Here is a 22,326-nt window from a genome sequence, read left to right as displayed (position 1 = left end):
TTGTAGAGCTGTCGGCACAGGGAGAGGGTGCGTTCCAGGTCTTTTCTCTGGGGTTTGGTGGGGTACAGGCGGTACTTGAAGGCTTTTCGGATCACCGTACCTCCATCCCATGGTAGCACATCCGCCGCTTTGGGGCCCCTGCCCCAAATGAGCCCCCGGCGGATGTGGGAGGTCCATGTATCCCCGGTTTGCAAACCGGGGATACATGGACCCCCCACAACCCCCTTTTCTCTAACCTTAACGGGGCTAAAGGGTCGCCAAGGACTGGATGGCCTGAATGACCCGGTCTTGCTCCTCCTGTGCAAGGGAAGACCCGGAGGGCAGACATAGGCCGCGGCGGAACAGGCTTTCGGCCACCTCACCGCCCACCTTCTCCGCCCCTTGGAAAATGGGCTGCAAGTGCAGGGGTTTCCAGACGGGACGGGTCTCTATCCCATTGGCCTCCAAGGCCTGGCGGATGGCCTCCGGGCCTAGGCCAAAAGCCTCTTCATCCACCAGCATTACGCTGAGCCAACGGGTATGCCGGCCCCAGGGAGCCTCGGGCTGGAAGGCGAGGCCGGGAAGGTGGGAAAGCCCCCGGACGTAGCGTTCAAAGATGGCCCTTCGGGCCTGGACTCGCTCCTCCAGGGTCCTCAGCTGCGCCCGGCCCACCGCTGCCAGGAGGTTGCTCATTTGGACTAGTACCCCGCAACCTAACGCCTATTGGGACTTCCCTTAGGAGAAAGAGTAGAGTTCTCAGGATAACAAGGAGATCGCTCCAAAGCGTTGCTTTTTGCGCATAAATCAGGTTCATTTTTATTTTTTCCGGCATGATTTTTTGTATATACAACTGCTCCGGATCTGAAGCATTTCCTAGAAGGTCAGATTCATTACGGAAAAAGATGGAAGCCGGATCCGTAATGCCAGGTTTCAACTCTAAAACACGTAACTGTTCCTTATCATACAAAGCGACATATTTTGGAACTTCAGGGCGCGGGCCAACCAAACTCATCTCCCCAGTAATCACATTGATCAGCTGAGGCAGCTCGTCTAGCTTTAACTTGCGCAACCACTTACCCACACGAGTGATACGAGGATCGTTTCCTATGGTTAAGCTACCGCGGCGTTCTGCATCTACTACCATGGTTCGGAACTTCCAAATTTTAAATCGTTTACCGCGATAGCCTACACGTTCTTGAAGAAAGAAAACTGGCCCCCCATCATCTAGCTTTATTAGGAGAGCAATAATCGCAAAAAGAGGTAGGAGCAATATAAGCCCCGGAATAGCAAAGCACAGGTCAAACAGTCGCTTACCTTTTGTCATCGCAGAAAGGCCCTTACCACGTCCAAAGTCGCTTCTACTACGTCCGCTACATCTTGATCTGTAAGCCGAGGACTTAACGGAAGACTTAGCATACGTTGGTAGTTATTATACGCCACAGGGAAATCCTCAGGTTTATAGCCATATTTGTTGCGGTAGTAAGGATGTAAATGAACGGGGATAAAGTGCACAGAAACACCAATATTGCGCTTTTTGAGCTCCTCAATGAACCTGTCCCTATCAATACGCAACGCCTCCTGTCTAAGACGAAGCACATATAGATGCCAAGCGTGCTCTACATAGGGCTTTTCGACTGGCAACTCCAAAGCCTCTACATTTTTAAAGCTTTCGTTGTACATTTTCACCACTTCCCGACGACGCTTAACGAAAGCTTCCAACTTACGCAATTGCCAAAGGCCCAAACTCGCCTGGATGTCGGTCATGTTGTACTTGAAACCCGGGGCAATCACTTCATAGTACCAACTTCCCCCTTTGTCGTAGCGCTTCCATGCGTCACGGTTCATCCCATGGAGACTTAGCACCCGTGCTCGTTCAATAAACTCAGGAGCCCCGGTGAGCATGCCGCCTTCAGCCGTGGTGAGATTCTTGGTAGCATAAAAGCTGAATGCCACTGGATTCTCACTTGCCCCTATCCTTCGTCCCTTGTAACGGGCGGGCAACGCGTGGGCGGCGTCCTCCACCACCGCAATGCCCCGAGGTCTAGCTAACTCCAAAATGGGATCAAGATCAACCGGGTGCCCTGCGTAATGAACCGGAAGGATCACCTTCGTCCTAGGTGATAGGGCCATTTCCACTTTCAGCGGATCTATATTCAATGTATCAGGCTCCACATCCACCAAAATAGGTCGGGCTCCAACGTGTTCAATAACATTTACTGTGGCGGCAAATGTCATCGGGGTAGTGACGACTTCATCGCCGGGACCTACCCCTAAAGTAACCAAGGCCGTATGCAAGGCTGCAGTGCATGAGTTTAAAGCCAGAGCTGCTGGAGCTCCTAAATAGGTGGCAAACTCCGACTCAAACCTTCTGGTCTTCGGCCCAGTGGTAATCCAGTCTGAACGAAGGGTATCCACAACCTCGTTGATTTCCTCCTCTCCTATCAAAGGAGGTGAGAACGGAAGAAAGGTGTCTCTCATGCAGGGAGCCTCCTTTCAAGTTTTTTCAGCCACCCACCCACTATTACGATTATAGCTACCTGGAGACCCAAGGGCGCAATCCACCCAGAATCCAAGGCCTCTTTAAGAAGAGTTTCTTCCAGTCCGGAAAGATGGGGGGGAGATAGATAGATGCGCTTCACGCTTCCTCCTGAAGCCCGCGTTGCACTTTCGCAGGAACCCCATAGGCAAGGCTTAGGTCCGGGATATCCCGAACCACCACCCCCCCAGCCCCAACTATGCTCCACCTACCCACCCGCTTTCCCGGTATCACCACTGCACCTGTCCCTAGAAAAGCCCCCTCTCCCACCTCAACCCCCCCAGCCAGCCGCACCCCCGAGGCCAGATGCACCCAATCCCCTACTCGGCAGTCATGCTCCACTACCGCTCCTGTATTGACGATGGTATGCCGCCCTATCTTAGCCAGCGGTTGCACCACAGCTCCCGCAAAGACCACGGTCCCCTCTCCTAAGGTGGCCGTGGAATGAACGTAGGCCTGAGGATGCACCAAGGTGGCCCATTCCACCCCAGCCAATAGAAAAGCTAGTTTTTTCCGCACGGAGTTTTCCCCCACGGCCAAGACAAACTGCAACCCCTCCTCCGTGAAGTTTTTAAAGGAAGCCACGGGCCCCTAAACCGGAACCCCCAACAGGTCAGAGCCCCACTTGGCAGGAGCATCGTCCAAAACCGCCACCACGTCCGCACCCGTCTCCAAAGCCGTGGCTACAACTACTTTTCCGTGACCTCCAGCCCCCACCACTACAAGCTTCATGCTTTTCTACCCTTAAACTCCGGCATTGTGGCGTGCCCTTGGGCACTGATGCCTTCCCGCCGCAACGCCTTCACAAGGGTCAAAAGAAGGATCTTCAGGTCTAAAAGCACGTTCCAGTTATCCACGTACCACACATCCAGCCGAAACTTCTCTTCCCAGCTGAGGGCATTTCGCCCGTTCACCTGCGCCCAGCCGGTGATGCCGGGCTTCACCTCGTGCTGCCGGGCCTGCTCTGGGGTATAGCGGTCTAGATACTCCACGAGAAGGGGCCTGGGGCCCACCAGGCTCATGTCCCCCTTGAGCACGTTAAAAAACTCGGGTAGCTCGTCCAGGCTGTACTCCCGTAAAAAGCGGCCAAAGCGGGTCAGCCGTTTCTCATCCGGGAGGAGCTTTCCTTCGGCATCCCGCTCGTCGGTCATGGTGCGGAACTTGTACATGACGAAAGGCTTCCCATGTAGCCCAGGCCGTACCTGGCGAAAGAGCACCGGGCTTCCCATTTCCCGCCATACGCGCAAACCGATGTACAGCATCACCGGCCCGAAGGCCAATAGGGCAAAGGATGCCCCCAGCACGTCCAAAGTCCGCTTCAAAAAGGGGGAACGCAGGGTGGCCATGGCCCTCATTCTATCCCCATCTCACGAAGGAACCTTTCGTTCACTTTCCAAGCGTCAAATCGTTCCTCCGCAAGCTTGCGGCTTTCCGCTCCCATGCGGGAAATCAAAGCCGGCTCCAAGATGAAACGCTCCATGGCTTGGGCTAAGGCCTGCGGGTCCCTGGGAGGGACCAAGAAACCATTGACCCCAGGCACCACCGTTTCCCGACATCCAGGCACGTCCGTGGTAATGACTGGCCGGGCCATGGCCATGGCCTCCTGGGTGCTCCGGGGAACTCCCTCGCGGTAGGAAGGCAACACGTATACGCTGGTTTGCCGAAGGTAAGGACGCACATCATCCGCCCAGGGAATCCACTCCAAAAGCCCCTCGTCCACCCAGGCGCGCACTTCCCCCTCGAGGATGGCCCCGGGGTTGGTATCCAAAGGACCGATCAGGAAAAACCTCGCCCAAGGGTATTGGGCCTTTATTCTTCTGGCCGCCTCAGCAAACTCCCGCACCCCCTTTTCTCGCAAAAGGCGAGCGATGAGGGTGAAGGTGGGGGGCTCGAGGTGGGGCGGGGCAGGAGGCCACTCCTCGAGGGGCACCCCTATGCCACCCAGAAGCACCGCTTTCTCCCCTGAGACCAGGCCTCCAGAGACGAACTCGTTAAGGTCATCCGGGTTTAGAAAGAACACCTTGTGCGCCAAGCTGAAGCTTAAACGGTAAAGCCCCTTTAAGATTGCCCGTATCAGCCGCTTCTTGAGGCTCTCTTCCCCAGGTGTGAAGGCAAACCCCAGTCCCTCTACCACGGCATAACGCCGAGGCACGCCCGCCAAGGCCGCCGCCAAAATGCCATAAACGTTAGGCTTGGCCTGGAAGGTGACCACCACGTCTGGACGCAAGCGCCGCGAGACCAATATTAAAGCCCCCAGGGTTTTCAGGTCTGCGAGCGGATTGATTCCCGTGCGCTGCAGGGGGTAGTTTAAGGTTCTTGCCCCGGTTGATCTCTCCAGCGCAGCACTCAACTGTGGTGCCCAATCAGGAGCAAGAACTATGGTTTCCCTTTGACGAACCTTAAGCAGTTGTAAAAAGACCCCCCGAAAAAGAGAAACCTCTGGCGCATATGTAACTACTATGGCAACTTTAACCTTGGGCATAATTCCCCTCCCGGTCGTTTACTCTACTACATATTTTGCACTTCACCGGCACCTTCCGGAAAATTCCTCAACTAACCACCATGGTTCGGAACTTCCAAATTTTAGAAACTGTTGCAAAAGCTCTCTCCACCAGCCTACGCGGCCCTGGCCAGCCGCTTCACCAGCAAGCGTATCAGGCCTAGGTACACCCAGGCTTCCGTTACCTCTGGGTGGTACGCGTAATCCTTCCCCAGCCCTCGGTTTCGCCCCAGCTAAGCAAAGGTCCCCCTACCACCCACCGCTGGGGCCGGGGCTTGAACCCACCCTCCCGCCCAATCTCCAGCACCTCCCCCCCTCCCGCAAACCCCGGTAGCCCCAGTCCACAAAGAGCTTGCGCACCCGGGGCCACAAGGAGAGGTCTACCCCCAAAAGCAACGCCTGCCCACCCCACTTGTCGTACTCATGGGCCGGGTGGACAAAGGCCTTCAAGAGACGGCCCCCCGTATCCGTCAGGATCCGCCGCTTCCTCCCTTGGACCTTCTTCGCCCCGTCGTGTCCCCGGGGCCCCCCTTTTCACTGGTCTTCACCGACTGGCTGTCCATGACCAGGGCCCTCGGGGAGGCATACCGTCCTTCCCGCTCCCGGTCACGACGGGCCAGAACCTGAGCTACCTTCTCCCAAACCCCCTCCTTCTGCCATTTGCGGAAGTAGTGGTAGACCGTGGACCAGTGGGGCAGGTCGTGGGGCATGGCCCGCCACTTGATGCCGTTTTCCAGGACGTAGAGTATGGCGTTGACGATGTCCCTTCTAGGCACTTTCGCCGGGCGGCCTCCTGGCTTGGGGGCGGGGATCAACGGCTCCAGGATGGCCCACTCCGTGTCCGACAGGTCGCTGGGGTAAGATCTACGTGTAGCAGCCACCCTTCAAGTAGGGTGGACTGTTACGACGGTCTCTAAGCTTCCTTTTGCGCTAGAATAGACGTGTAAAGGGCTTCCCATAGGTTCAAAATAGCATCCAACGAGTAATGCGATACCACCCACGCTCTGCCTTCTGATCCCATTTTTAATCGGTCTTCCAAAGGCAATCCCATCAACCGCTTCATGGCTTCTGCCAAAGCGGTAGGATCCTTTGGAGGGACCAAAAAACCCGTTCTTTCTTGTACCACCACATCAGGTATACCCCCCACATTAGTAGCCACGATGGGCAAACCGGTGGCATGCGCCTCGAGGAGCACCATGGGCATTCCCTCCCAGGCAGAGGACATCACAAAGGCATCGGCAGCATTCATCAGGTCCGGTACATCCTTGCGCAGCCCCAAAAACCTCACCGAGGTTTGCAAACCCAAAGACTCCACCAGTTGGCGCAACTCCTTCTCCAGACTGCCCTGTCCCACTACCAGCAGCTGAACCCTTGGGTATTCCGGTACCACCTGGGAAAAAGACTGAAAAAGGATGGGATAATCCTTTTGCTCCTCCAACCTTCCCACCGCCAACCAGACGAAGGCATCCCGTTCTATCCCAAGCTCCTCCCGTAACCTCAGTCCAGTATGGGGATTGGGAACAAAGCGTTGGGTATCCACGGCATTGGGAACAAAGCGCAGCTTGTCTGGGCGAACGGCCTTGCCCTCTAGGAACCGCGCATATCCCTCCCGCGACACCTGGGTGGTGAGATCGCACAGGAAGTCGGTAAGGCGGTAGGCCAGGTGCGTGGATCGCTCTGTACGAAAAGTGCGTCCCACCTCAAGGGTGTTCTGTGCCGTGCAGACCACAACGGGGACAGGAACCAGCAGGCGCACCACGCGAGCCAAAAGGTTGGCATGGATCATGTGCGCATGGAGCACATTTGGTCTAAAGCGCCGAAGAGCTCGCGCAAGACGCCAGATCGCCTTGGGATCGGGCATTCCGCGGTTCATGCTCAGGTCCATGACAGGGATACCCGCTGCCTCAAGTTCTCCTCGCAAATCCCCACCGGGGAGCAGGCTTATCACCTGGACGTCCCACCCGCGACGCATTAGACCTGAAGCCAGCAAGAATACCTGGGTTTCTGCACCTCCACGAGAAAGCCCCGTCAGCACGAAGCTTATTCTGCGCGATTGCGGTATCTGCCTCATTTTAGCGACCCCACCTTCTCATAGCCTGTATAACAGCCCGCATAAACTCTAATCGTTGTTGTTCCTTAACGCTTGTGTCTAGATGCGCTATCAAATGCCGTGGAACCCGTTTTCCCATCCAACTCAGCACAAATTTTTCTATGTTGCTCAAGTGCTCATTTACATTTGCCTCATGATTTGGCAACTCAAGAAGGAATGGTGCCCCGCTAGGAAAATCAGAATCTCTATATCCTATAATCACAGGCAACCCATAGGCAAGATACTCTCTGGTCTTCAGAGGAGAAGCTTCATTCATCCGCTTCCTGTGCAAAGCCAAGGTACCTATACCCACATCTGCCTTTGCCATCAACGATAGATAAGCATCGCGCGACAAAAATCCGTGGACCACCACGTTAGATGGTACGCTGAAGAGCTCCAGCTTAGGCCCAATGATGTCAAAGTGCCACTCAGGAAACGCCTTGGCGAGTATCAGAACCTTATCCACCCCGTGCCACGGATGCCCTTCGGAACCAAGAAAAACCAGCCTAGGTCTTGGATTAGATGGGGCAGGCAGCTCGGGAAACTCCCCCAAGGCGATGCTATTTCCAATAGTTATTGTTGGCCTGGATGCCACGAACTTGCGTGGCAAGTACTCCTTTAACTCATTAGACACCAGCACAGCCCCCCTAGCCCCCCAAAAGGAAAGTACCCGCGTTATGCGGTGATACCAGCACCGGAAGTTTTTGCGTAAGCAAAACTCAACCACGTCATTGGTGTTGATTTCCAAAATAACCGGAAACTCCGTATACACCCTCGCTAAAGGTGGATAAAAAACGTCCATTCTCCAATACACCACATCCGGCCTGAAATCAGCTATCGCGCGCACAGCCGCTTGCCACGCTAAAAGCCGCGAGTGTCCAGCACCGTATGGGAAAACTTTGAGCCATGAAGGCTCTGCTTTTGCGTCCTGTAGTTCTAGCCGTCTCGTGACTAAGAAAACGCGAACATCGTTACCCGTATCGGCCCAGCTTCGCGTCTGGCTTACGATCTTTTTCCACACCCCACTTTCTGCGCTTTCACTCCAGTGAACTAAGTAAGCGATTCTCATTGCTTTCTCCCCCCAACTGAGCCACACCCGAACATCAGTACAAACCAAACATATGGCCAAATATGAGATCTAGCAAAAAACAGAGAAACCAGAGTAAACATAACTAACGCCAAAGTAAGCGGCTCTCTCCGTGCGTACCCGCCAATCGCACAAGCAAGTGCCGAACCCAGAAGAAAGAGGATAAGGAAAAAGGGCCCAATGCCGTATTCAAACCAATAAGAAAGCAGATTGTGCACATACATACCGGGCCCATAGAGCTCAACTTCATACATAGGCTTCCCCCAAATACCAAGGATACCAATGAGGGTAGGCACTTCTGTCAACAGCTCTACGCGCGTAGCCAATGATTCGTCGCCTTTCCCGTCCCCTCCCAAAAGAGTCAACACCCTATCTAAAAAGGTCAACTCCACTTCCTCAGAAAAAACTGCTTCTGAAATAAAGGGAAAGACCGCAGTAAGGGCTACAAGAGTAAGTCCCCAACTCAACAATACACTTCTCGCGTTCCACTGAAACAAAAGTGGTAATGCCAAAACGTAAGAAAAGAAGCTAGTACGGGAATAACTTAGTAGCGTCACAAGACCACCTAAAATAGCGAGAGGTGCGGCTGTTAAGGTTGAACGCCATTTATATAAAAGTAACAAAACAGTGAGAGCAAGGCCATCACCCAAAAAATGATAGTTAACAAAGGTTTCGCCGTATAGATCTGGACTAAAAACAAAATACAAACGGCCGAATTGAGTTAACCCCACATAGACACCAAGGACCAGAGCCCCAACGAGGACAAAGGCGACTCCATACACTACGCGCCAAGGTAACCCTTCATAACTTGCCTTATACACCAAAGCCTCCGCGGTCAAAGCCAATAACCAGGGATAGACCAACACCTGCACTAAGGTGGACGCCAAATAGTCAGAGTCTATGCCATTAAGTTCTCCAAATGCGACAGCTGCCAATATGCGAAATGATATAACACCCAAAACAAAATACACTGCTGCAGACCATCTAGATAGGGGCATCATCCGTAATAAAAAGAACGCCATCCTACTTATGAGCATTACCGCAGCAAGTGCACTAAAAATCACCGCGAAGGGCACATGCATGCCACTGTAAAGCGCTATGTATCCCAACCCCGCATGTGAAAAAAACAAAAAAAACGCTACCTGGGCCAAAAATCTATAAGAGGCAAGCACAATTCTGTACCCCTCCACAACCCCAACCCTCCTAATTACCCCGAGTGGTACTAATCAGCCGCTCGGCAATAAGTCGCCCTGCGTTTCCTAAACCATACGGATTGTCTTCCTCACCTACCCACTGTTCCAACATCTGTTGGCTTATTTCAAAGGAATCCATAGACGCGCATAGGCGATTCCATCCCATCCTTACCAACTCCACCCACTCCGTTTCTTCTCGCAAGGTAAGGCACGGTACCCGATAAAAATATGCCTCCTTCTGTACACCGCCAGAGTCCGTTGCAATAAGACGAGCGTTTTTTTCCAACATGACCATGTCCAAATAACCGACGGGCTCTATCGCTAAAACACCGTTGAGTAAGGATGCAAGACCCAAAGCCTCAACCCGCTTTCGGGTTCGGGGATGAACAGGGAATACCACGGGCACCTCCCGGTGGACTTTGGCAAAGGCCTCGAGGATCACCCGTAGCCGCGTCGCATCATCCGTGTTCTCAGCCCGATGCAGGGTGGCCAAAATATACCCTTTGGGGCGCAAACCCAAACGGGTAAGGATTTGGCTTTGCCGTTCCGCCTTCTCCGCATAGTAAAGAGCGGCATCGTACATAACATCGCCTACTAAATAGATCTTATTTGAAGGAATGCCTTCGCGCAAAAGGTTGTGCACTGCGGTTTCCGTAGGAGCAAAAAGAAGATCCGATGCATGATCCGTAAGTACCCGATTGATCTCTTCTGGCATACGCCGGTTAAAGGAATGCAGGCCTGCCTCCACATGGGCTACGGGAATGTGCAGCTTCACCGCCGCTAAAGCACCCGCCAAGGTGCTGTCGGTGTCTCCGTACACCAGTACCCAATCGGGCTCTTCCTGCAAAAGTACTCTCTCTATAGCCTCCAGCATGCGGCCCGTGTTCTGCCCATGAGTGCCACCGCCAATACCCAAGTGGTAATCAGGCTCTGGGATATCCAACTCCCTGAAAAACACCTCCGACATGTTTTCATCGTAGTGCTGGCCGGTATGAACGAGGATTTCCCGAACCCCTGGCAGGGCACGAAGCGCTCGGGAAACCACAACAGCCTTTATGAACTGAGGTCTAGCCCCGATAACGCTAACTATTTTCACACCCAGCCTCCCTTTTGTGTTTTTAACCTGTACACCAGCTTGAGCAAAATAAGAAAATAGAACACATAAAGGCCAGTCATCCCTAACGAAACTTGCAGCAAACTTTCTTCTGGACCCCCTTTTCTCCCTAACCAAACGGGGCTTAGCGTAATCAAAAGAGCAAACACGTCATAAACCAACTTTACCCAGGCATGATCAGAAAGAAATACCAGCCTGCTAACGGGACTCACAGCCAACTGGGCCGCCATCCAAGGGCCCATCACGCCCATCATGCTACCAGCAAGCGCCCATTCAGGGCCAAACAACCAAGGAACCACACGAGGAGCCAAAATCCACATGCCTACGCCCAGGGGAACGCCTATCGTCAGAAGTCTAAGGAACACCCCCACAAAAAAGCCAACCAACTGCCCCGGATTACTGCGCACCAAAGAAGAGGCTCGACCGTAAAATACATCCGCCACCGCATTCCCTATAAGGCCCACGGGAAGCCCTACCACCCGCTGCGCAAGAGCCAAGGCCCCACCCACAGCAGGCCCATATAGGGCAATGAACACGGGAACTGGAGCGACTAGCGCTAGGGTGTTCAAAAGGCTCGAGGGAAGCTGAAACACGGGGTACGCTTTAAAGCGCAATAACGTGGATAAGTTAAGGCTTACAGTTATTTGGGGAGTAGACTTCCAAAGCGACCGTAGGGCGGCAAGGCGACCAAAGGTTTCCCCTAACAAAAGTCCTAGGGTATCCAGAGGAGCTAGAATCAACTGTAAAAGCACCTTGACCCACCCCTGAAGAACTGTGAACCTCCCAACTAAACTGAAGTTTTCCCTCCGCAGGGCAAGGTAACGAAGCACTTGGCCGAAACCTGTAAATAACAGAGTAAAAAAAACTAGAAAGGAGGCTGCCATTGGCAGGGCATCAAGGCCAAAAAAACCCCTCTGCCGCATAACCTCAAAGGCAAGCATCCCTAAAAACGAGGTAAAAACAACTAAAAAAAGGCTGCCATTGGCCAACTCCAAAGCGTCTTTCTCGCTCCTGGCAGCGACCACGGCAACCTCATAGCGCAAAGAACCTATCACAGACGCAAATCCCACGTAACTCACAAATAATCCCCACATGCCCATGTCCTCGGGGCTATAGAGGCGAGTCAGGACGGGAGAAAACAAGACTGCGGCCAATTGTGCTAAGGCCGTACCACCCCCAATCGCTAGTACCCCCCGTGTGAAAGCACTTTTTAACCAATGCCTTGTCAGGAGTGCTCTCATAAACTTTCAATAAGCTTCTTGACCACTCCGCCCTGCGCAACCCCGTCCAGATGAAGACCCATAGGCAAGGAAAGAACCTCGCTGGCCACCCTTTCCGCCTCCAGTAAAGAACCTTCCGAATGTCCATAAACGGGTAAGCGGTGGAGAGGAATGGGGTAGTAGACCATGGTGCCAATGCCCGCCCTTGCAAGAGACTGCTGCACCGCATCCCGTTTGCCTCCCAGAATGCGTACCGTGTACTGGTGGAATACGTGACCTTCGGTGATTTCGGGAAGGACCAAGCCGGGAACACCATCCAGGAGCTGGTTATACCGCCTGGCTACCTCTCGCCTTTGGGCATTCCAACGGTCCACGTGGGGCAGCTTAACCCGCAGAATGGCTGCCTGAAGGGCATCCAAGCGGGAGTTGTAACCCACCATCTCGTTGTGGTATTTGCGCCTCGAGCCGTGAGCCCTTAGCATCCGGGCCATCTCGGCCACCTGGTCATCGTCCGTTACCAAAAGGCCACCGTCACCATAAGCCCCTAGGTTTTTGCTGGGGAAGAAGGAAAAGGCCCCGGCATGCCCCAGCGTGCCCACCTTTCTTCCGCTATAGGTGGCCCCAAACGCTTGAGCGCAGTCCTCCAATACCTTCAGGCCATGTTCCTCCGCTATGGCCAAGATGGGCTCCATCTCCGCCGGGCGGCCGTAGAGGTGTACAGGAAGAATCGCCTTGGTGCGGGGCGTAATGGCAGCCGGAATCAGCTCGGGATCAAGGTTGAAAGTCCTGGGATCGATATCCACAAAAACGGGAGTGGCCCCCACCAGGCTGATGGCCTCCGCGGTGGCGAAGAAGGTGAAGGGGGTGGTGATTACCTCGTCCCCTGGACCCACCCCCAAGGCCCGAAGCCCGATTACCAGGGCGTCGGTGCCCGAGTTGAGCCCAATGGCATGCTTAACCCCCAAGTACTCCGCCACCTCCCGCTCAAAGGCCTCCACCTCCGGCCCGAGGATAAACTGGCCCGAGCGCAACACCCGGGTAATGGCCGCCATGAGATCGTCCCAAAGAAACTCTATTTCCGTGGCCAAATCGAGAATGGGTACCACCATTTCACTCCTTGTTGCTCCGTGCATACTTCCCCTTGTAGGCCTCAAACTTTGCTAGGGCCTCTGCTTCTTGTGAAGGGGTCATCTTACGATTCGGTGGACCGAGAACTTTGTCGCCAAGAGACGTCCATTCACCCCTGAACGCCTTTGAAAGCGCATCGCCTATCAGCATGATCTGCAAATCATGTATGCGCTCAGATACATCGAGAATCGTATCGTCTAAGTAGACAGGTACTTCCTCCCTGATAAGAATTCTCCCTGCATCTACCCGCTCATCTATAAGATGAGCAGTGACACCCAAAGGGATGTCGTGATAGATACTCCACAGCATGGCGTCTAACCCCCGAACCTCGGGGATAAGGCCAGGATGAAGGTTAAGGATCCCTATTTTAAACAAATCGATAACGGCTTTTTTCAATATGCGGGCACCGCCTATAATGCCTATATCCGGTTTAAGCTCCTGCAATAGTGCAATAGTAGACTCCGAGTTATGGGGAGCAACCACATATCTGGCTCCTATCCGCTCGGAAAGGACACGCATGTCCATTAGACCAATGTGACGAATTTTCGTCCTGATAGAAGGGGGCGGTATATTTAAAGGAATCGGATCGCTGGCTATGACCAGATCTACGGGCAATCCTAAGTAGAACAAGCGCAAAAGTACATCTTGTGATTTCTTATGGGGAAAGTTATAAGCGAATACGACAATCCTCACGACGTGAACCTCCTAAGGACCCTTATCCTTTTTCATTAAAGCACGTCCAAAAAGGTATGCCTAAAGCCAACCCGCGGAGAAAGCACCTCCGCCCGGCGCACCTGAGCCGCCACCTCAATGCCGGGCCGGGCCTCCTCCAGGCCAAAGCCTTCGCCGGCCAAAGTCTTGCGGTAAACCTCGGTGTGCAAATCGGTGAACCCCTCGGAGAACTCCGCCTCCTCTCCCTCAATGCGGATGGAACGGTAGGTGCGCTGTCCCCGAGCTAGGGCTTCCTTGGGAAGAAAGCTGGCGTCAATAGATAGGAACCAGCGGACCCGCGCCCTTTCCAGCTCCATATAACCGGCCACCGTGGTAGGGGTGCGCAAGTGGACCTCCAGGACCTCCACCCTCCCAAAGTACCAAAGGAGAAGGTCAAAGAAGTGGATGCCGATGTTGGTGGCCACCCCCCCGCTTTTCGCCTCGTCAGCCTTCCAGCTTTTCCCGTACCATGGCCCGCGGCTGGTGATGTAGGTGAGGGTCACCTCCTTCCTTCCCCCCTCCCCCCGTAGCCTCTCCCTTAAAGCCAAGAGGGCCGGGTGAACCCGCAGCTGCAGGACTGTAAACACCCGTTTCCCCGTACGGGCCTCCATGGCCGCCAAACGGTCCAGGGATTCCGGCTCCACCACCAAGGGCTTTTCGCAGAGCACATGCGCCCCTTGGCGCAGGCCTAAACGGATGTGGGCCTCATGCAGGTAGTTGGGGCTCACCACGGATACCCAATCCACCGGATGGTCTTCCAGGTAAGCCTCAAACACCTCGGGTTCCCGGAAAAACTCCGCGTTGGGGAAGTGGCTATCCAGGATGCCCACGGCATCAAAGGGATCTAAGGCTACCACCAAGTCTCCCCCCACCTCCTTAATGGCCTTGAGGTGGCGGGGAGCAATGTAGCCTGCGGCCCCAATCAAAGCGAACCGGGTCATAGCAAAACCACCTTTGGATGTTTTAGGTTGCGGGTGGCACCGCGGGTATCCAGTACCCGCTTGGCATGCTCCAAAACCCAAGGATAATCAAAGGCCGAGTGATCGGTGGCGATCACCACCAGGTCCTGCTCTGCAAGGCGTTCGGCAGTAAGGTCCACGCTCTCCATGCTCAAGCCGTGCTCGCTGAACCTGGGCACATAGGGGTCATGGTACTGGACCTGAAGACCCAAACGCTGCAAGCCCGCAATCACCCGAATGGCCGGGCTCTCCCGGTAGTCGCCGATATCCCTCTTGTAGGCAACCCCCAGGACTAAGACCCTAGCCCCCTTGATGGGGATGCCGGCTTCCACCAAGAGGCGCAGGGCCTTATCCACCACGAACTCCGGCATCTTCCGGTTGATCTCCCCCGCCAAGGCGATGAAGTGGGTGTTGAAGTTGTACTCCTTGGCCTTCCACTCCAGATAATGCGGGTCTATGGGGATGCAGTGGCCCCCCACTCCCGGGCCTGGATAAAAGGGCATGATGCCAAAGGGCTTGGTGAAGGCTGCGTCCAATACCTCCCACACGTTAAGCCCCATACGGTCACAAAGCAGGGCCAACTCGTTCACCAAGGCAATGTTTACCGCCCGGAAGGTGTTTTCAAAAACCTTCACCAGCTCCGCCGCCTTGGCGCTGGATACGGTAACCACCTTTTCTATGGTCTGGCTGTAGAAGAAGGCCCCTACCTCTAGGGAGCGAGGCCCGCACCCACCCACCACCTTGGTGGTGTTCTTGGTGGTGTAGCGCTTGTTGCCTGGGTCTACCCGCTCAGGGGAATGCACCAGGAAAAAGTGCTCGTCCACCTTGAGGCCGCTGGCCTCGAGGATGGGGCGCATCACCTCCTCCGTGGTGCCGGGGTAGGTGGTGGACTCGAGGCTGATAAGCTGCCCGGGCCTTAAGTGCTCAGCGATGGCCTCGGTCACCCGCACCACGTACTGGAGGTCTGGGGTAAGGTTCTGCGTAAGGGGCGTGGGCACGGCGATGACGATGACGTCCATCTCGGGTACCCGGCGGAAATCGGTTTCCGCTTGGATCAGGCCCCGGGCCACCAGATCCCGAAGATCCTCATCCCGCACATCGGGGATGTAGTTCTCCCCCCGGTTCACCTTTTCTGCCCGCCTGGGGTTTTGTTCCACTCCCAGCACCCGGAAGCCCACCTTGGCCTTCTCCACTGCGAAGGGAAGGCCCACATACCCCAAGCCCACCACACCCACCACCGCTTGCCGGGAGGCGATTTTCCTTTTTAGCTCTTCCACCAGGGAAGTCGTGGACATATCCAGCATGCCCCCTCCTCCGGGGAAGGATATCATGCCCCTTGCCCTTTTTGGGTTTAAAACCCGGAGGGCTTCCTTGATAGAATCCTAGCCATGCGGCGGCTATTGGCCTTGGGGGTTCTCTTGGGCCTCGCCCTGGCGGGGCCCTGCGCCGGGAGGCCTTACACCCTGGAAACGGAGGAAGGCCTCCTAGGGGGTGAGGAGCTGACCTACGACGGCGAGGTTTTGGTCTTTGAGGGAAAGGCCTGCCTGGAGCGGGAAGGGCTTTACCTGGAAGCCCCCGCCATCCGCTACCTGGAGGGGGAAGGGCGCCTTCAGGCGGAGGGGTTACGGGGGGAGGCCGAGGGGTGGCGCCTCGAGGCCCAAGCCCTTTCCGGCAAGGAGCTTCGGGGGGTGCGCCTGGCCCGGGGGCGCCTGCGGGCCGAGGCCACCCGGCTATGGCTGGAAAGGCCCCTCAAGGGGGAAGGCCTCCTCCTGGAAAGCCCCGCCTATCGGGTTAGGGCCCGGGAAGGAAGCTTCACCCGGGAGGAAGCCCGGCTCCATGGCTTCCTCGCCACCCCCTGCCCCTGCGGGGAAGACGTGCGGCTGGGGATGGAGGAGGCCACCTTCCTGGTGGCTACAGGGGAGCTTAAAGGGGAGGCCATCCTGGGGCTATGGGGCCTGGAGATCCCCTTGGGGGAGGCCCGGGCCAACACGAACCGGCGCCCCGACCTGAGAAGCCCCTTGGTCCTACGAAGCTCGGACACGGGAGGCTGGAGCGTGGGGCTTCAGGACTTCCCCCTGCCCAAGCCCGGGGAGGAGATCGGCCGGTGGGAAAGGCGGCTCACCCTGCTGGCCACGGGCCTAGGCACCCCGCAAGAGGCCTTGCGCCTGGGCCTACGGGAGGGAAGCCGGGGGGCAGAGGTGCGGTTCGGCTACGCCCCTGGGGTCCAGGCCTACTGGGGCGACCTCTTTTTCGCCGCCAGCCCCAACCCTCCCGATGCCGACACCCCCCGGCTGGAGGTCCGCTACACCCCGGCCTTCTCCTTGGATAACCTGAGCCTTAGGCCCTTCCTGCGCTATGCGGAAACGGGAAGGAGCCAGGGCCCCACGCTGGGCCTGGAAGCCGGCTACCGGGAAACCTTTGGGGAAGGCCCCTTCCGCCTGAGCCTGGCCCCCAGCCTCCTTTTCGCCTTCTACCCCTTCACCCCCTACGCCCCCTATCTGGCCCTGGGGGGTAGCCTGCAAGGGGAGTACCAGGAAGGGGAGCTTTCCTTGAGGGTTTCCTACGCGGGAAGGCTTGAGCCCCTTAACCCCACCCCCCCCTTCACCTGGGAAAACCGCGACGAGTTCCAACGCCTAGGCCTGGGGGTCCAGTACGGGGCCTGGGGCCTCCGCTACACCCTGGAAAACCCCCTGGGCCAGCGCCTGGACCGCCTGGAAGGGGAGTTTCAGGACCCAGGGTTAGGAACCTTCCGCCTGGGTTACGTGCGGGGAAGCCTGGAGGAGATGCGCCTGGGCTACGCCATGCCCCTCCCCGAAAGGGCGTGTTGCCAGGCCTTCTGGCTAGCCCCTGAGGTGGGCCTGAACGGGGAAGGCCTTACCCGCATGGGCCTCACCTTGCGCTTTTACGACGGCTGTTTCGCCTACGAGGTACGTTGGCAACACGTCCTCAAGGGCCAGTACGACGAGGCCACAGGACAAAGCCTCTCCTTTGGGCTCTCCCTGCGGTAGACTAGGGCCATCCCCGAGGTGGAAGGGCTAGGGGAAAGGCTGGAAAAGCTGGAAGGGGTGGTGGAGGCCACCATCCGGGTCCTCCCTCCCCTGGTGCAAGACCTTTCCCGCCGCATTGACACCCTGAGGGAAGAGGTCAAGGCCGAACTTAGGGAAACCCGGGGCCACGTGGAAGCCCGGCTTGGGGCGCTAGAGGAACGCCTAGCCCAGACGGAAAACAAACTGGAAGCCCGTATCCAGCAGGTGGAGACCCGGCTGGAAAGCCAAATCGGTGGGCTGGATGCCAAAATCCGGGAGACCGAAGGGAAACTCGAGGCCCAGACCCAGCAGGTAGAAGCCCGGTTGCAAAACCAGATCCAGCAAACCGGGGAAAAGCTAGAAGCCAAAATTCACCAAACAGAAGCCCATCTGGAAAACCAGATACGGGAGACGGTAGCGAAACTGGAAGCCCAGATCCAGCAGGTGGAAGCCCGGCTGGAAAGCCAAATCAGCGGACTGGATAGCAAAATACGCGAAACCGAAGGAAAGCTGGAAGCCCAGATCCAGCAGGCGGAAGCCCGGTTAAAAGGCCAAATCGGTGGGCTGGAGGCCAAAATCTGGGAGACCGAAGGAAAGCTGGAAACCCAGATCCAACAAGCAGAAACCCGGCTACAAAACCAAATCGGTGGGCTGGACGCCAAAATACGCGAGACCGAAGAAAAGCTGGAAGCCCAGATCCAGCAGGTGGAAGCCCGGCTACAAAGCCAAATCAGGGAACTGGACGCCAAAATAAGGGAGACCGAGGGGAAACTGAAAGCCCAGATCCAACAAGCCCAAGGCGAGCTCGAGTCCAGAGCGCAAAGGCTAGGGGAAAGGTTGGAAGCCCTCAGGCAAGAGGTTAAGGCGGAGATCAACACCGCCTTCAACAAGGCCATGCTGGTGTTTGCCGCCATCGGCGTGGTCCTGGCCCTCCTATCCCTTCTTCGCTAGGGCTCTACCCGTAAGGCCCTAAGGAAAAGGTTCCGGTCCTCAGGGGGCTGGTAAAAATCGTTGGTAAAGGCCAAGGCCAGGGTCCCCTTCCCCGTGGTCCTCACCCAGACCTCCACCACCCCCCGCACCTCCCCCTGCCAGAGCACCTGGCTTCCCTCCACCACCAAGGCGTTGGGCCCCTTTCCCTGGGCCAGGGTGCCCTCGAGGACCAGCCCTACCCGCGCCCTTCGGCAAAGGGGGATCTCCACCACCCCATTGGTCCATAGCTCCGCCCGCTCCGGTAGAGGCCCAGGCGTGCAGGCCCTCTGGGTAAGGGGTGCCAGCTGAAGAGCGCGGTCCAAGGAGCCTAGGGAGAGGAGAAAACCCCCGGCAAAAGCTAAAAGGCTTAGGGGCCAGGCCAAGGCCCTCACCGGCGCACCTCCTTTTCCAGCACGTACCGGGGCCTTTGGGCCAAACGGTGCTGGCTGAAAAGGAGTACCCGAAGCCGGTACTCCCCTGTGGGCAGGCCCTCAGGTACCCGGAAGGCAATCCGCTTATCCCCAGGCCACTCCCAGCCCACCCGCCAGCATCCCTTCTGGCAAAGCCACACCTGAACCCGGTACCCCTCAGCCCCCGCCAGGCGCAAAAACCCCACCCCCTCTTGGGGGAAGGCCAGGTAGGCCAAGGCCGGAGGGGAGGCCGGAGGCCGGCTAGCTAGGTAAAGAAAGGGCAAGGACCAAAGAAGGGCCACCCCCCCCGCCAAGGCCAAGGCCTGGGGGACCACCCAGGCCCGGCCCCGGGCCAAGGCCAGGCCACCTAGGAGGAAGAAGATCTCCCCTCGGAAAGGGCTTGGGACACTAAAGGGGTTATCCACCATGCCCATGGCCAAAAAGGCTAGGAGAAGGGAGAAGAGCAGTCCCTCCCCCCAAGCTACCGCCAAAAAGCCCCCCGCCAGAAGGAGAAGCCCCCCCGCACCCCAAACCCCGCTCTCCCCCAGGGCCTGGAGGAGGTGGTTGTGGGCGAAACTCCAAAGCCCCCCCCAAGGCCTGAGGCCCTCAGGGCACCTAAGGCCCCGGGCCTCGAGGAGGGGAAAGAGGAAGCATTCGCCAAAAAGGGTTCCCTTGAGGTAATCCCCCAACACGTAAGGCCCCACCCCGGTCCAGGGATGGGCGGCATAGACCTCGTAGGCCCTGAGCCACAGCCCCTCCCGCCCAGAAAGCTGGGTCTGGAAGAAGCGCTCAGAAAGAGGGTTATCCAGGTTGGCCGCCAGGAAGAGGAGAAGGCCCGCCACCCCCAAGGCCCACCCTCCCCGCCCCCGGAAGAACAGCCCTCCTGCGCCCCCCAACAACAGGGCCAGCATCCCCCCGCGGCTTGCCGAAAGGAGCAAGACCACACCCCCCAGCAACCCCAAAAGGAGGCGGAAAGGCCAAGGGTAGCGGATGTAGGCGGCAAGGAGTACCCCAAGGGCCCCCAAAAACCCCAGGCCCACGGGGCTATGGAAGGGATGCATGAGCCTCTCGTTCACCACCCGGTCGCCAAAGGTCAGGTAGGAGGCCAAAAGGGCACTCCCGTAGAGGAGGAATAGCCCGTAGCCCAAGGGCCGCACGGCCTGGCCCACGGAAGAGGCCGAGGCCAAGGCCACGCCCACCCCCACCAAGCCCAGCACATAGAGAACCCGGCCCAGAGCCAAGGGGAAGGCCAAGGGCTCTGGGGCAAAGAGGGCGGGGAGGAGAAGGGAAAGGGCATACACACCCAAAAGGCCTAGGGCCCACCGGGGAAGCCGCCTAAGGTACCCCACGAACAGGGGGGCCAAAAGGGCCAGGGGAGGGAAAAGAGGGGCCAGGGCCAAGGCCAGGGGCAGCCAGCGCACGAGCCCCAATATACGCCAAGGAGGCCCTAAGGCCCTCCTCAAAATCCTCTGGTAGAGTGCTTCCCATGAGAGGTCATACCCGCCTCCTTCTGGCCCTGGCCCTCTTGCTGGGCCCCACCTGGGGGGCCCGCTTTGCCTCCTTCAGCGTGGAGCCCTTTGGCACCCAGCGGGTCAACCTGGATACCGGCGTCACCACTCTGCCCCAAGGTGGAATCCTGGTGGACAACGAAAACGGCCTCCGCCTCAAAGCCAGCTACCTTGAGTACAAGGAGGGCAGCTTCGTGCGGGCCAGGGGGGCCGAGCTCCTTTCGGAAGGGGAAAGCTTTGTAGCCCAAAGCCTCGAGCACGACATCCCCAAGCAGGAGGCCCGCTTCACCGGCCTTTCCTTCAGCAACCCCGACTTCAAAGGCCTGAAGGCGGAAAGGGCCCTGGCCCTCTTCGCCCACGACATCGTGGTGCTAAAGGGCAAGGTGCAGGCCGAAAGCCCCCGGCTCCAGGCGGAAACCCTGGTGGTGAACCTGAAGGACCGGGAGGCCTTGGCGCTGGGAAGCTTTACCTATCAGGAGGGCAAGGCCACCCTCAGGGGCCAGGGCGCAGGCGCCCGGCTTTACCTGCGCTTCGTTTCCGGCAAGGTCCAGGCCACCACCAAGGTGCCCCCTGGCGCCACCCCCTTGGCCCAGTACGCCCTCCGCCTCCCATGACCCTTTACCGGTATATCCTCAAGGAAAGCCTCCCGGTCCTCCTCCTGGCCCTCCTCTTCCTCACCGCCGTCTACCTCTTCGGCTTCTTCTACGCCGGGGCCCGTTGGCTGGAGGGGGTGCCCCTGGGTAAGGTGGCCCGCTGGCTTTCCTACCACGTGCCCGGGGTCCTGGTCCAGGTCTTCCCCATCGCCTTGGTTACCACCACCGTCTTGGTATTCGGCCGGCTTTCCGCGGAAGGAGCCCAGTTCGCCCTGCTTTCGGGAGGCATTCCCCTGTGGCGGGCAGCCCTCCCCCTTTTGGGCACGGGGGCCCTGCTGAGCGGCGCGGCCCTTTACCTGCAGGAAAACCTCGTTCCCCACTACAACGAACGGGTGCGGGTGGCCTGGTGGGACGAGATCCACACCCAAGGGGCAGGCCTCTTCCGCCTAAAGGGCCTCCAGATTCCCATCGGTCAGGGGCGAAGCCTCTACTTTGAGGACTTTGACCTGGAGAGAAAGGAGATGGTGGGGGTGCGCATCACCTCCTTCCAGGGGGAGGAAGGCACCTTCCTCTTCGCCCAGCGGGGAAACTGGGAGGACAAGGTGATCACCCTGAAAGGCTACCGCTTCTACCGGATTGACTTTGCCGAGATCCCCAAGCTGGAAACCAGCCCAAACCTCCTGGCCCAGACCCGCAAGGTCTTCCGGGTGGTGAGCCAAGGGAAGGTCTTGGAGGTGGAGTCGGACCTCTCCCGGGGCCGGGCCATCGCCGACTATGCAGACACCTTTAGCTTCGGCCAGGATAGCCTCTCCCAGGCCTGGGCTAAGGTGCGGGACCCCTTTCTGCCGCCTTTGGAGAAATGGCGGGCCCGGCTGGAGTTCCACTCCAAGCTGGCCCTGCCCCTGGCCAACCTGGTCCTGGTGCTCCTGGCCGCGGCCATGGCCCTGCGCTACGGGAGGAGTACGGGACTGGCCCTAGGTCTCAGCGTGGTCCTGGCCCTGGGGTACTACGGGGCCTTCTTCCTGGGGCGCTCGCTAGCGGGCATCGGCGCCCTCCCGCCGGAGGTGGGGGCCTGGGGGGCGAACCTCCTCTTCCTCCTCTTCGGCCTACGAGCTCTACGGTGACGACTCCCCGCTCTAAAGAGCGGGGCTTCTCGGGGACAAGTTCAAACCTGTCCCCGAAGGCCCCGTCCAGGCCTTAGCCAAGATGTTTACTGCCGCTGCCACGTCCCGGTGAAGAGGAGTCCCACAGGAGGGACACGTGAACTCCCTGACCCACAGGGGCCTCTTCTCCCGGTGACCGCA

Annotated in this window: 27 protein-coding genes; 4 read left to right on the top strand and 23 right to left on the bottom strand. The window is 57.6% G+C overall.

The annotated features are described in order from the left end of the window. The 20 genes from L0D16_RS12605 to L0D16_RS10235 form a co-directional block, all read right to left on the bottom strand. On the bottom strand, positions 1 to 95 hold a 95-nt coding region (locus tag L0D16_RS12605; protein ID WP_243031849.1), incomplete at its 3' end, for a helix-turn-helix domain-containing protein. A gap of 151 nt (positions 96 to 246) precedes the next feature. Further along, on the bottom strand, positions 247 to 672 hold the full coding sequence (locus tag L0D16_RS10320) for a DegT/DnrJ/EryC1/StrS family aminotransferase (protein WP_243031846.1): 426 nt from the start codon (positions 670 to 672) through the stop codon (positions 247 to 249). Further along, entirely contained in the window at positions 590 to 1,303 is a 714-nt protein-coding gene (locus tag L0D16_RS10315) for a sugar transferase (RefSeq protein ID WP_279231355.1), read from the bottom strand. Before L0D16_RS10315 ends, L0D16_RS10320 begins: the two co-directional genes overlap by 83 nt. Beyond that, complete coding sequence (locus L0D16_RS10310) at positions 1,300 to 2,457, bottom strand: DegT/DnrJ/EryC1/StrS family aminotransferase (protein WP_243031845.1); 1,158 nt, start codon at positions 2,455 to 2,457, stop codon at positions 1,300 to 1,302. Before L0D16_RS10310 ends, L0D16_RS10315 begins: the two co-directional genes overlap by 4 nt. Then, complete coding sequence (locus L0D16_RS10305) at positions 2,454 to 2,618, bottom strand: hypothetical protein (protein WP_243031844.1); 165 nt, start codon at positions 2,616 to 2,618, stop codon at positions 2,454 to 2,456. Before L0D16_RS10305 ends, L0D16_RS10310 begins: the two co-directional genes overlap by 4 nt. Next, a complete protein-coding gene (locus L0D16_RS10300) occupies positions 2,615 to 3,100 on the bottom strand; it encodes an acetyltransferase (RefSeq protein WP_243031843.1) in 486 nt (161 codons plus the stop codon). Before L0D16_RS10300 ends, L0D16_RS10305 begins: the two co-directional genes overlap by 4 nt. Before the next feature lie 6 nt (positions 3,101 to 3,106). Next, the gene (locus tag L0D16_RS10295) at positions 3,107 to 3,247 is read right to left on the bottom strand and encodes a PglD-related sugar-binding protein (protein ID WP_243031842.1); all 141 of its coding nucleotides are present in this window, start codon (positions 3,245 to 3,247) and stop codon (positions 3,107 to 3,109) included. Further along, positions 3,244 to 3,861: a sugar transferase gene (locus L0D16_RS10290; RefSeq protein WP_243031841.1), complete on the bottom strand. Its 618-nt coding sequence runs from the start codon at positions 3,859 to 3,861 to the stop codon at positions 3,244 to 3,246. Before L0D16_RS10290 ends, L0D16_RS10295 begins: the two co-directional genes overlap by 4 nt. Before the next feature lie 5 nt (positions 3,862 to 3,866). Next, positions 3,867 to 4,997, bottom strand: a complete 1,131-nt coding sequence (locus L0D16_RS10285) for a glycosyltransferase family 4 protein (protein ID WP_243031840.1) — start codon at positions 4,995 to 4,997, stop codon at positions 3,867 to 3,869. A 267-nt stretch (positions 4,998 to 5,264) separates the two neighbouring features. Continuing rightward, positions 5,265 to 5,489, bottom strand: coding sequence for a hypothetical protein (locus L0D16_RS12635; protein ID WP_423247866.1), 225 nt, complete (start codon positions 5,487 to 5,489; stop codon positions 5,265 to 5,267). Beyond that, on the bottom strand, positions 5,486 to 5,896 hold the full coding sequence (locus L0D16_RS10280) for an IS5 family transposase (RefSeq protein WP_243031839.1): 411 nt from the start codon (positions 5,894 to 5,896) through the stop codon (positions 5,486 to 5,488). Before L0D16_RS10280 ends, L0D16_RS12635 begins: the two co-directional genes overlap by 4 nt. A 32-nt stretch (positions 5,897 to 5,928) precedes the next feature. Next, positions 5,929 to 7,050, bottom strand: a complete 1,122-nt coding sequence (locus L0D16_RS10275; RefSeq protein ID WP_243031838.1) for a glycosyltransferase — start codon at positions 7,048 to 7,050, stop codon at positions 5,929 to 5,931. A gap of 37 nt (positions 7,051 to 7,087) precedes the next feature. After that, positions 7,088 to 7,744: a glycosyltransferase family protein gene (locus tag L0D16_RS10270; protein ID WP_243031837.1), complete on the bottom strand. Its 657-nt coding sequence runs from the start codon at positions 7,742 to 7,744 to the stop codon at positions 7,088 to 7,090. Between the two features lie 425 nt (positions 7,745 to 8,169). Beyond that, complete coding sequence (locus tag L0D16_RS10265) at positions 8,170 to 9,363, bottom strand: hypothetical protein (protein WP_243031836.1); 1,194 nt, start codon at positions 9,361 to 9,363, stop codon at positions 8,170 to 8,172. Between the two features lie 31 nt (positions 9,364 to 9,394). Further along, on the bottom strand, positions 9,395 to 10,480 hold the full coding sequence (gene wecB / locus L0D16_RS10260) for a non-hydrolyzing UDP-N-acetylglucosamine 2-epimerase (RefSeq protein WP_243031835.1): 1,086 nt from the start codon (positions 10,478 to 10,480) through the stop codon (positions 9,395 to 9,397). Further along, the gene (locus L0D16_RS10255; RefSeq protein WP_279231353.1) at positions 10,477 to 11,739 is read right to left on the bottom strand and encodes a lipopolysaccharide biosynthesis protein; all 1,263 of its coding nucleotides are present in this window, start codon (positions 11,737 to 11,739) and stop codon (positions 10,477 to 10,479) included. The genes wecB and L0D16_RS10255 overlap by 4 nt, the downstream gene beginning before the upstream one ends. Continuing rightward, positions 11,736 to 12,827, bottom strand: coding sequence for a DegT/DnrJ/EryC1/StrS family aminotransferase (locus tag L0D16_RS10250; RefSeq protein WP_243031834.1), 1,092 nt, complete (start codon positions 12,825 to 12,827; stop codon positions 11,736 to 11,738). Before L0D16_RS10250 ends, L0D16_RS10255 begins: the two co-directional genes overlap by 4 nt. Position 12,828: 1 nt before the next feature. After that, complete coding sequence (locus tag L0D16_RS10245; protein WP_243031833.1) at positions 12,829 to 13,539, bottom strand: formyltransferase family protein; 711 nt, start codon at positions 13,537 to 13,539, stop codon at positions 12,829 to 12,831. A gap of 35 nt (positions 13,540 to 13,574) precedes the next feature. Beyond that, positions 13,575 to 14,498: a Gfo/Idh/MocA family protein gene (locus tag L0D16_RS10240; protein WP_243031832.1), complete on the bottom strand. Its 924-nt coding sequence runs from the start codon at positions 14,496 to 14,498 to the stop codon at positions 13,575 to 13,577. Beyond that, complete coding sequence (locus L0D16_RS10235; RefSeq protein WP_243031831.1) at positions 14,495 to 15,811, bottom strand: nucleotide sugar dehydrogenase; 1,317 nt, start codon at positions 15,809 to 15,811, stop codon at positions 14,495 to 14,497. Before L0D16_RS10235 ends, L0D16_RS10240 begins: the two co-directional genes overlap by 4 nt. A 93-nt stretch (positions 15,812 to 15,904) precedes the next feature. On the opposite strand from L0D16_RS10235, the gene L0D16_RS10230 reads away from it, so the two are divergent. Together L0D16_RS10230 and L0D16_RS10225 are read left to right on the top strand one after the other, a co-directional pair. Beyond that, a complete protein-coding gene (locus L0D16_RS10230) occupies positions 15,905 to 17,524 on the top strand; it encodes a hypothetical protein (RefSeq protein WP_243031823.1) in 1,620 nt (539 codons plus the stop codon). Between the two features lie 18 nt (positions 17,525 to 17,542). Further along, complete coding sequence (locus L0D16_RS10225; protein ID WP_243031815.1) at positions 17,543 to 18,493, top strand: coiled-coil domain-containing protein; 951 nt, start codon at positions 17,543 to 17,545, stop codon at positions 18,491 to 18,493. Here L0D16_RS10225 and L0D16_RS10220 read toward each other — a convergent pair. Both L0D16_RS10220 and L0D16_RS10215 read right to left on the bottom strand, forming a co-directional pair. Beyond that, positions 18,490 to 18,903 (bottom strand): hypothetical protein, encoded by a 414-nt coding sequence (locus L0D16_RS10220; RefSeq protein ID WP_243031814.1) that lies wholly within the window; start codon positions 18,901 to 18,903, stop codon positions 18,490 to 18,492. The two genes, L0D16_RS10225 and L0D16_RS10220, sit on opposite strands and share 4 nt — an antisense overlap. After that, positions 18,900 to 20,342 carry a polymerase gene (locus L0D16_RS10215; RefSeq protein ID WP_243031812.1) on the bottom strand — a complete coding sequence of 481 codons (1,443 nt, stop codon included), beginning with the start codon at positions 20,340 to 20,342 and terminating at the stop codon, positions 18,900 to 18,902. Before L0D16_RS10215 ends, L0D16_RS10220 begins: the two co-directional genes overlap by 4 nt. Positions 20,343 to 20,407: 65 nt before the next feature. Here L0D16_RS10215 and L0D16_RS10210 point away from each other — a divergent pair, with 65 nt between their 5' ends. Together L0D16_RS10210 and L0D16_RS10205 are read left to right on the top strand one after the other, a co-directional pair. Beyond that, entirely contained in the window at positions 20,408 to 21,043 is a 636-nt protein-coding gene (locus tag L0D16_RS10210) for a hypothetical protein (protein WP_243031811.1), read from the top strand. Further along, entirely contained in the window at positions 21,040 to 22,146 is a 1,107-nt protein-coding gene (locus L0D16_RS10205; protein WP_243031806.1) for an LptF/LptG family permease, read from the top strand. Before L0D16_RS10210 ends, L0D16_RS10205 begins: the two co-directional genes overlap by 4 nt. Positions 22,147 to 22,158: 12 nt before the next feature. On the opposite strand, the gene L0D16_RS10200 is transcribed toward L0D16_RS10205, so the two are convergent. Continuing rightward, positions 22,159 to 22,302 (bottom strand): zinc ribbon domain-containing protein, encoded by a 144-nt coding sequence (locus L0D16_RS10200; protein WP_243031847.1) that lies wholly within the window; start codon positions 22,300 to 22,302, stop codon positions 22,159 to 22,161. Positions 22,303 to 22,326: the final 24 nt, after the last annotated feature.

This window comes from Thermus altitudinis (genome assembly GCF_022760835.1).
GTDB lineage: Bacteria > Deinococcota > Deinococci > Deinococcales > Thermaceae > Thermus > Thermus altitudinis.
Note: the sequence above shows the minus strand (reverse complement) of the source record. Positions and strands in the feature narration are given on the sequence as shown.

Excerpts from the sequence above, each read along its gene's own strand:
- L0D16_RS10320 (WP_243031846.1), bottom strand. The coding sequence starts at position 672 with ATGAGCAACCTCCTGGCAGCGGTGGGCCGGGCGCAGCTGAGGACCCTG.
- L0D16_RS10315 (WP_279231355.1), bottom strand. The coding sequence starts at position 1,303 with ATGACAAAAGGTAAGCGACTGTTTGACCTGTGCTTTGCTATTCCGGGG.
- L0D16_RS10310 (WP_243031845.1), bottom strand. The coding sequence starts at position 2,457 with ATGAGAGACACCTTTCTTCCGTTCTCACCTCCTTTGATAGGAGAGGAG.
- L0D16_RS10295 (WP_243031842.1), bottom strand. The coding sequence starts at position 3,247 with ATGAAGCTTGTAGTGGTGGGGGCTGGAGGTCACGGAAAAGTAGTTGTA.
- L0D16_RS10290 (WP_243031841.1), bottom strand. The coding sequence starts at position 3,861 with ATGGCCACCCTGCGTTCCCCCTTTTTGAAGCGGACTTTGGACGTGCTG.
- L0D16_RS10285 (WP_243031840.1), bottom strand. The coding sequence starts at position 4,997 with ATGCCCAAGGTTAAAGTTGCCATAGTAGTTACATATGCGCCAGAGGTT.
- L0D16_RS10255 (WP_279231353.1), bottom strand. The coding sequence starts at position 11,739 with ATGAGAGCACTCCTGACAAGGCATTGGTTAAAAAGTGCTTTCACACGG.
- L0D16_RS10250 (WP_243031834.1), bottom strand. The coding sequence starts at position 12,827 with ATGGTGGTACCCATTCTCGATTTGGCCACGGAAATAGAGTTTCTTTGG.
- L0D16_RS10240 (WP_243031832.1), bottom strand. The coding sequence starts at position 14,498 with ATGACCCGGTTCGCTTTGATTGGGGCCGCAGGCTACATTGCTCCCCGC.
- L0D16_RS10235 (WP_243031831.1), bottom strand. The coding sequence starts at position 15,811 with ATGTCCACGACTTCCCTGGTGGAAGAGCTAAAAAGGAAAATCGCCTCC.
- L0D16_RS10230 (WP_243031823.1), top strand. The coding sequence starts at position 15,905 with ATGCGGCGGCTATTGGCCTTGGGGGTTCTCTTGGGCCTCGCCCTGGCG.
- L0D16_RS10210 (WP_243031811.1), top strand. The coding sequence starts at position 20,408 with ATGAGAGGTCATACCCGCCTCCTTCTGGCCCTGGCCCTCTTGCTGGGC.
- L0D16_RS10205 (WP_243031806.1), top strand. The coding sequence starts at position 21,040 with ATGACCCTTTACCGGTATATCCTCAAGGAAAGCCTCCCGGTCCTCCTC.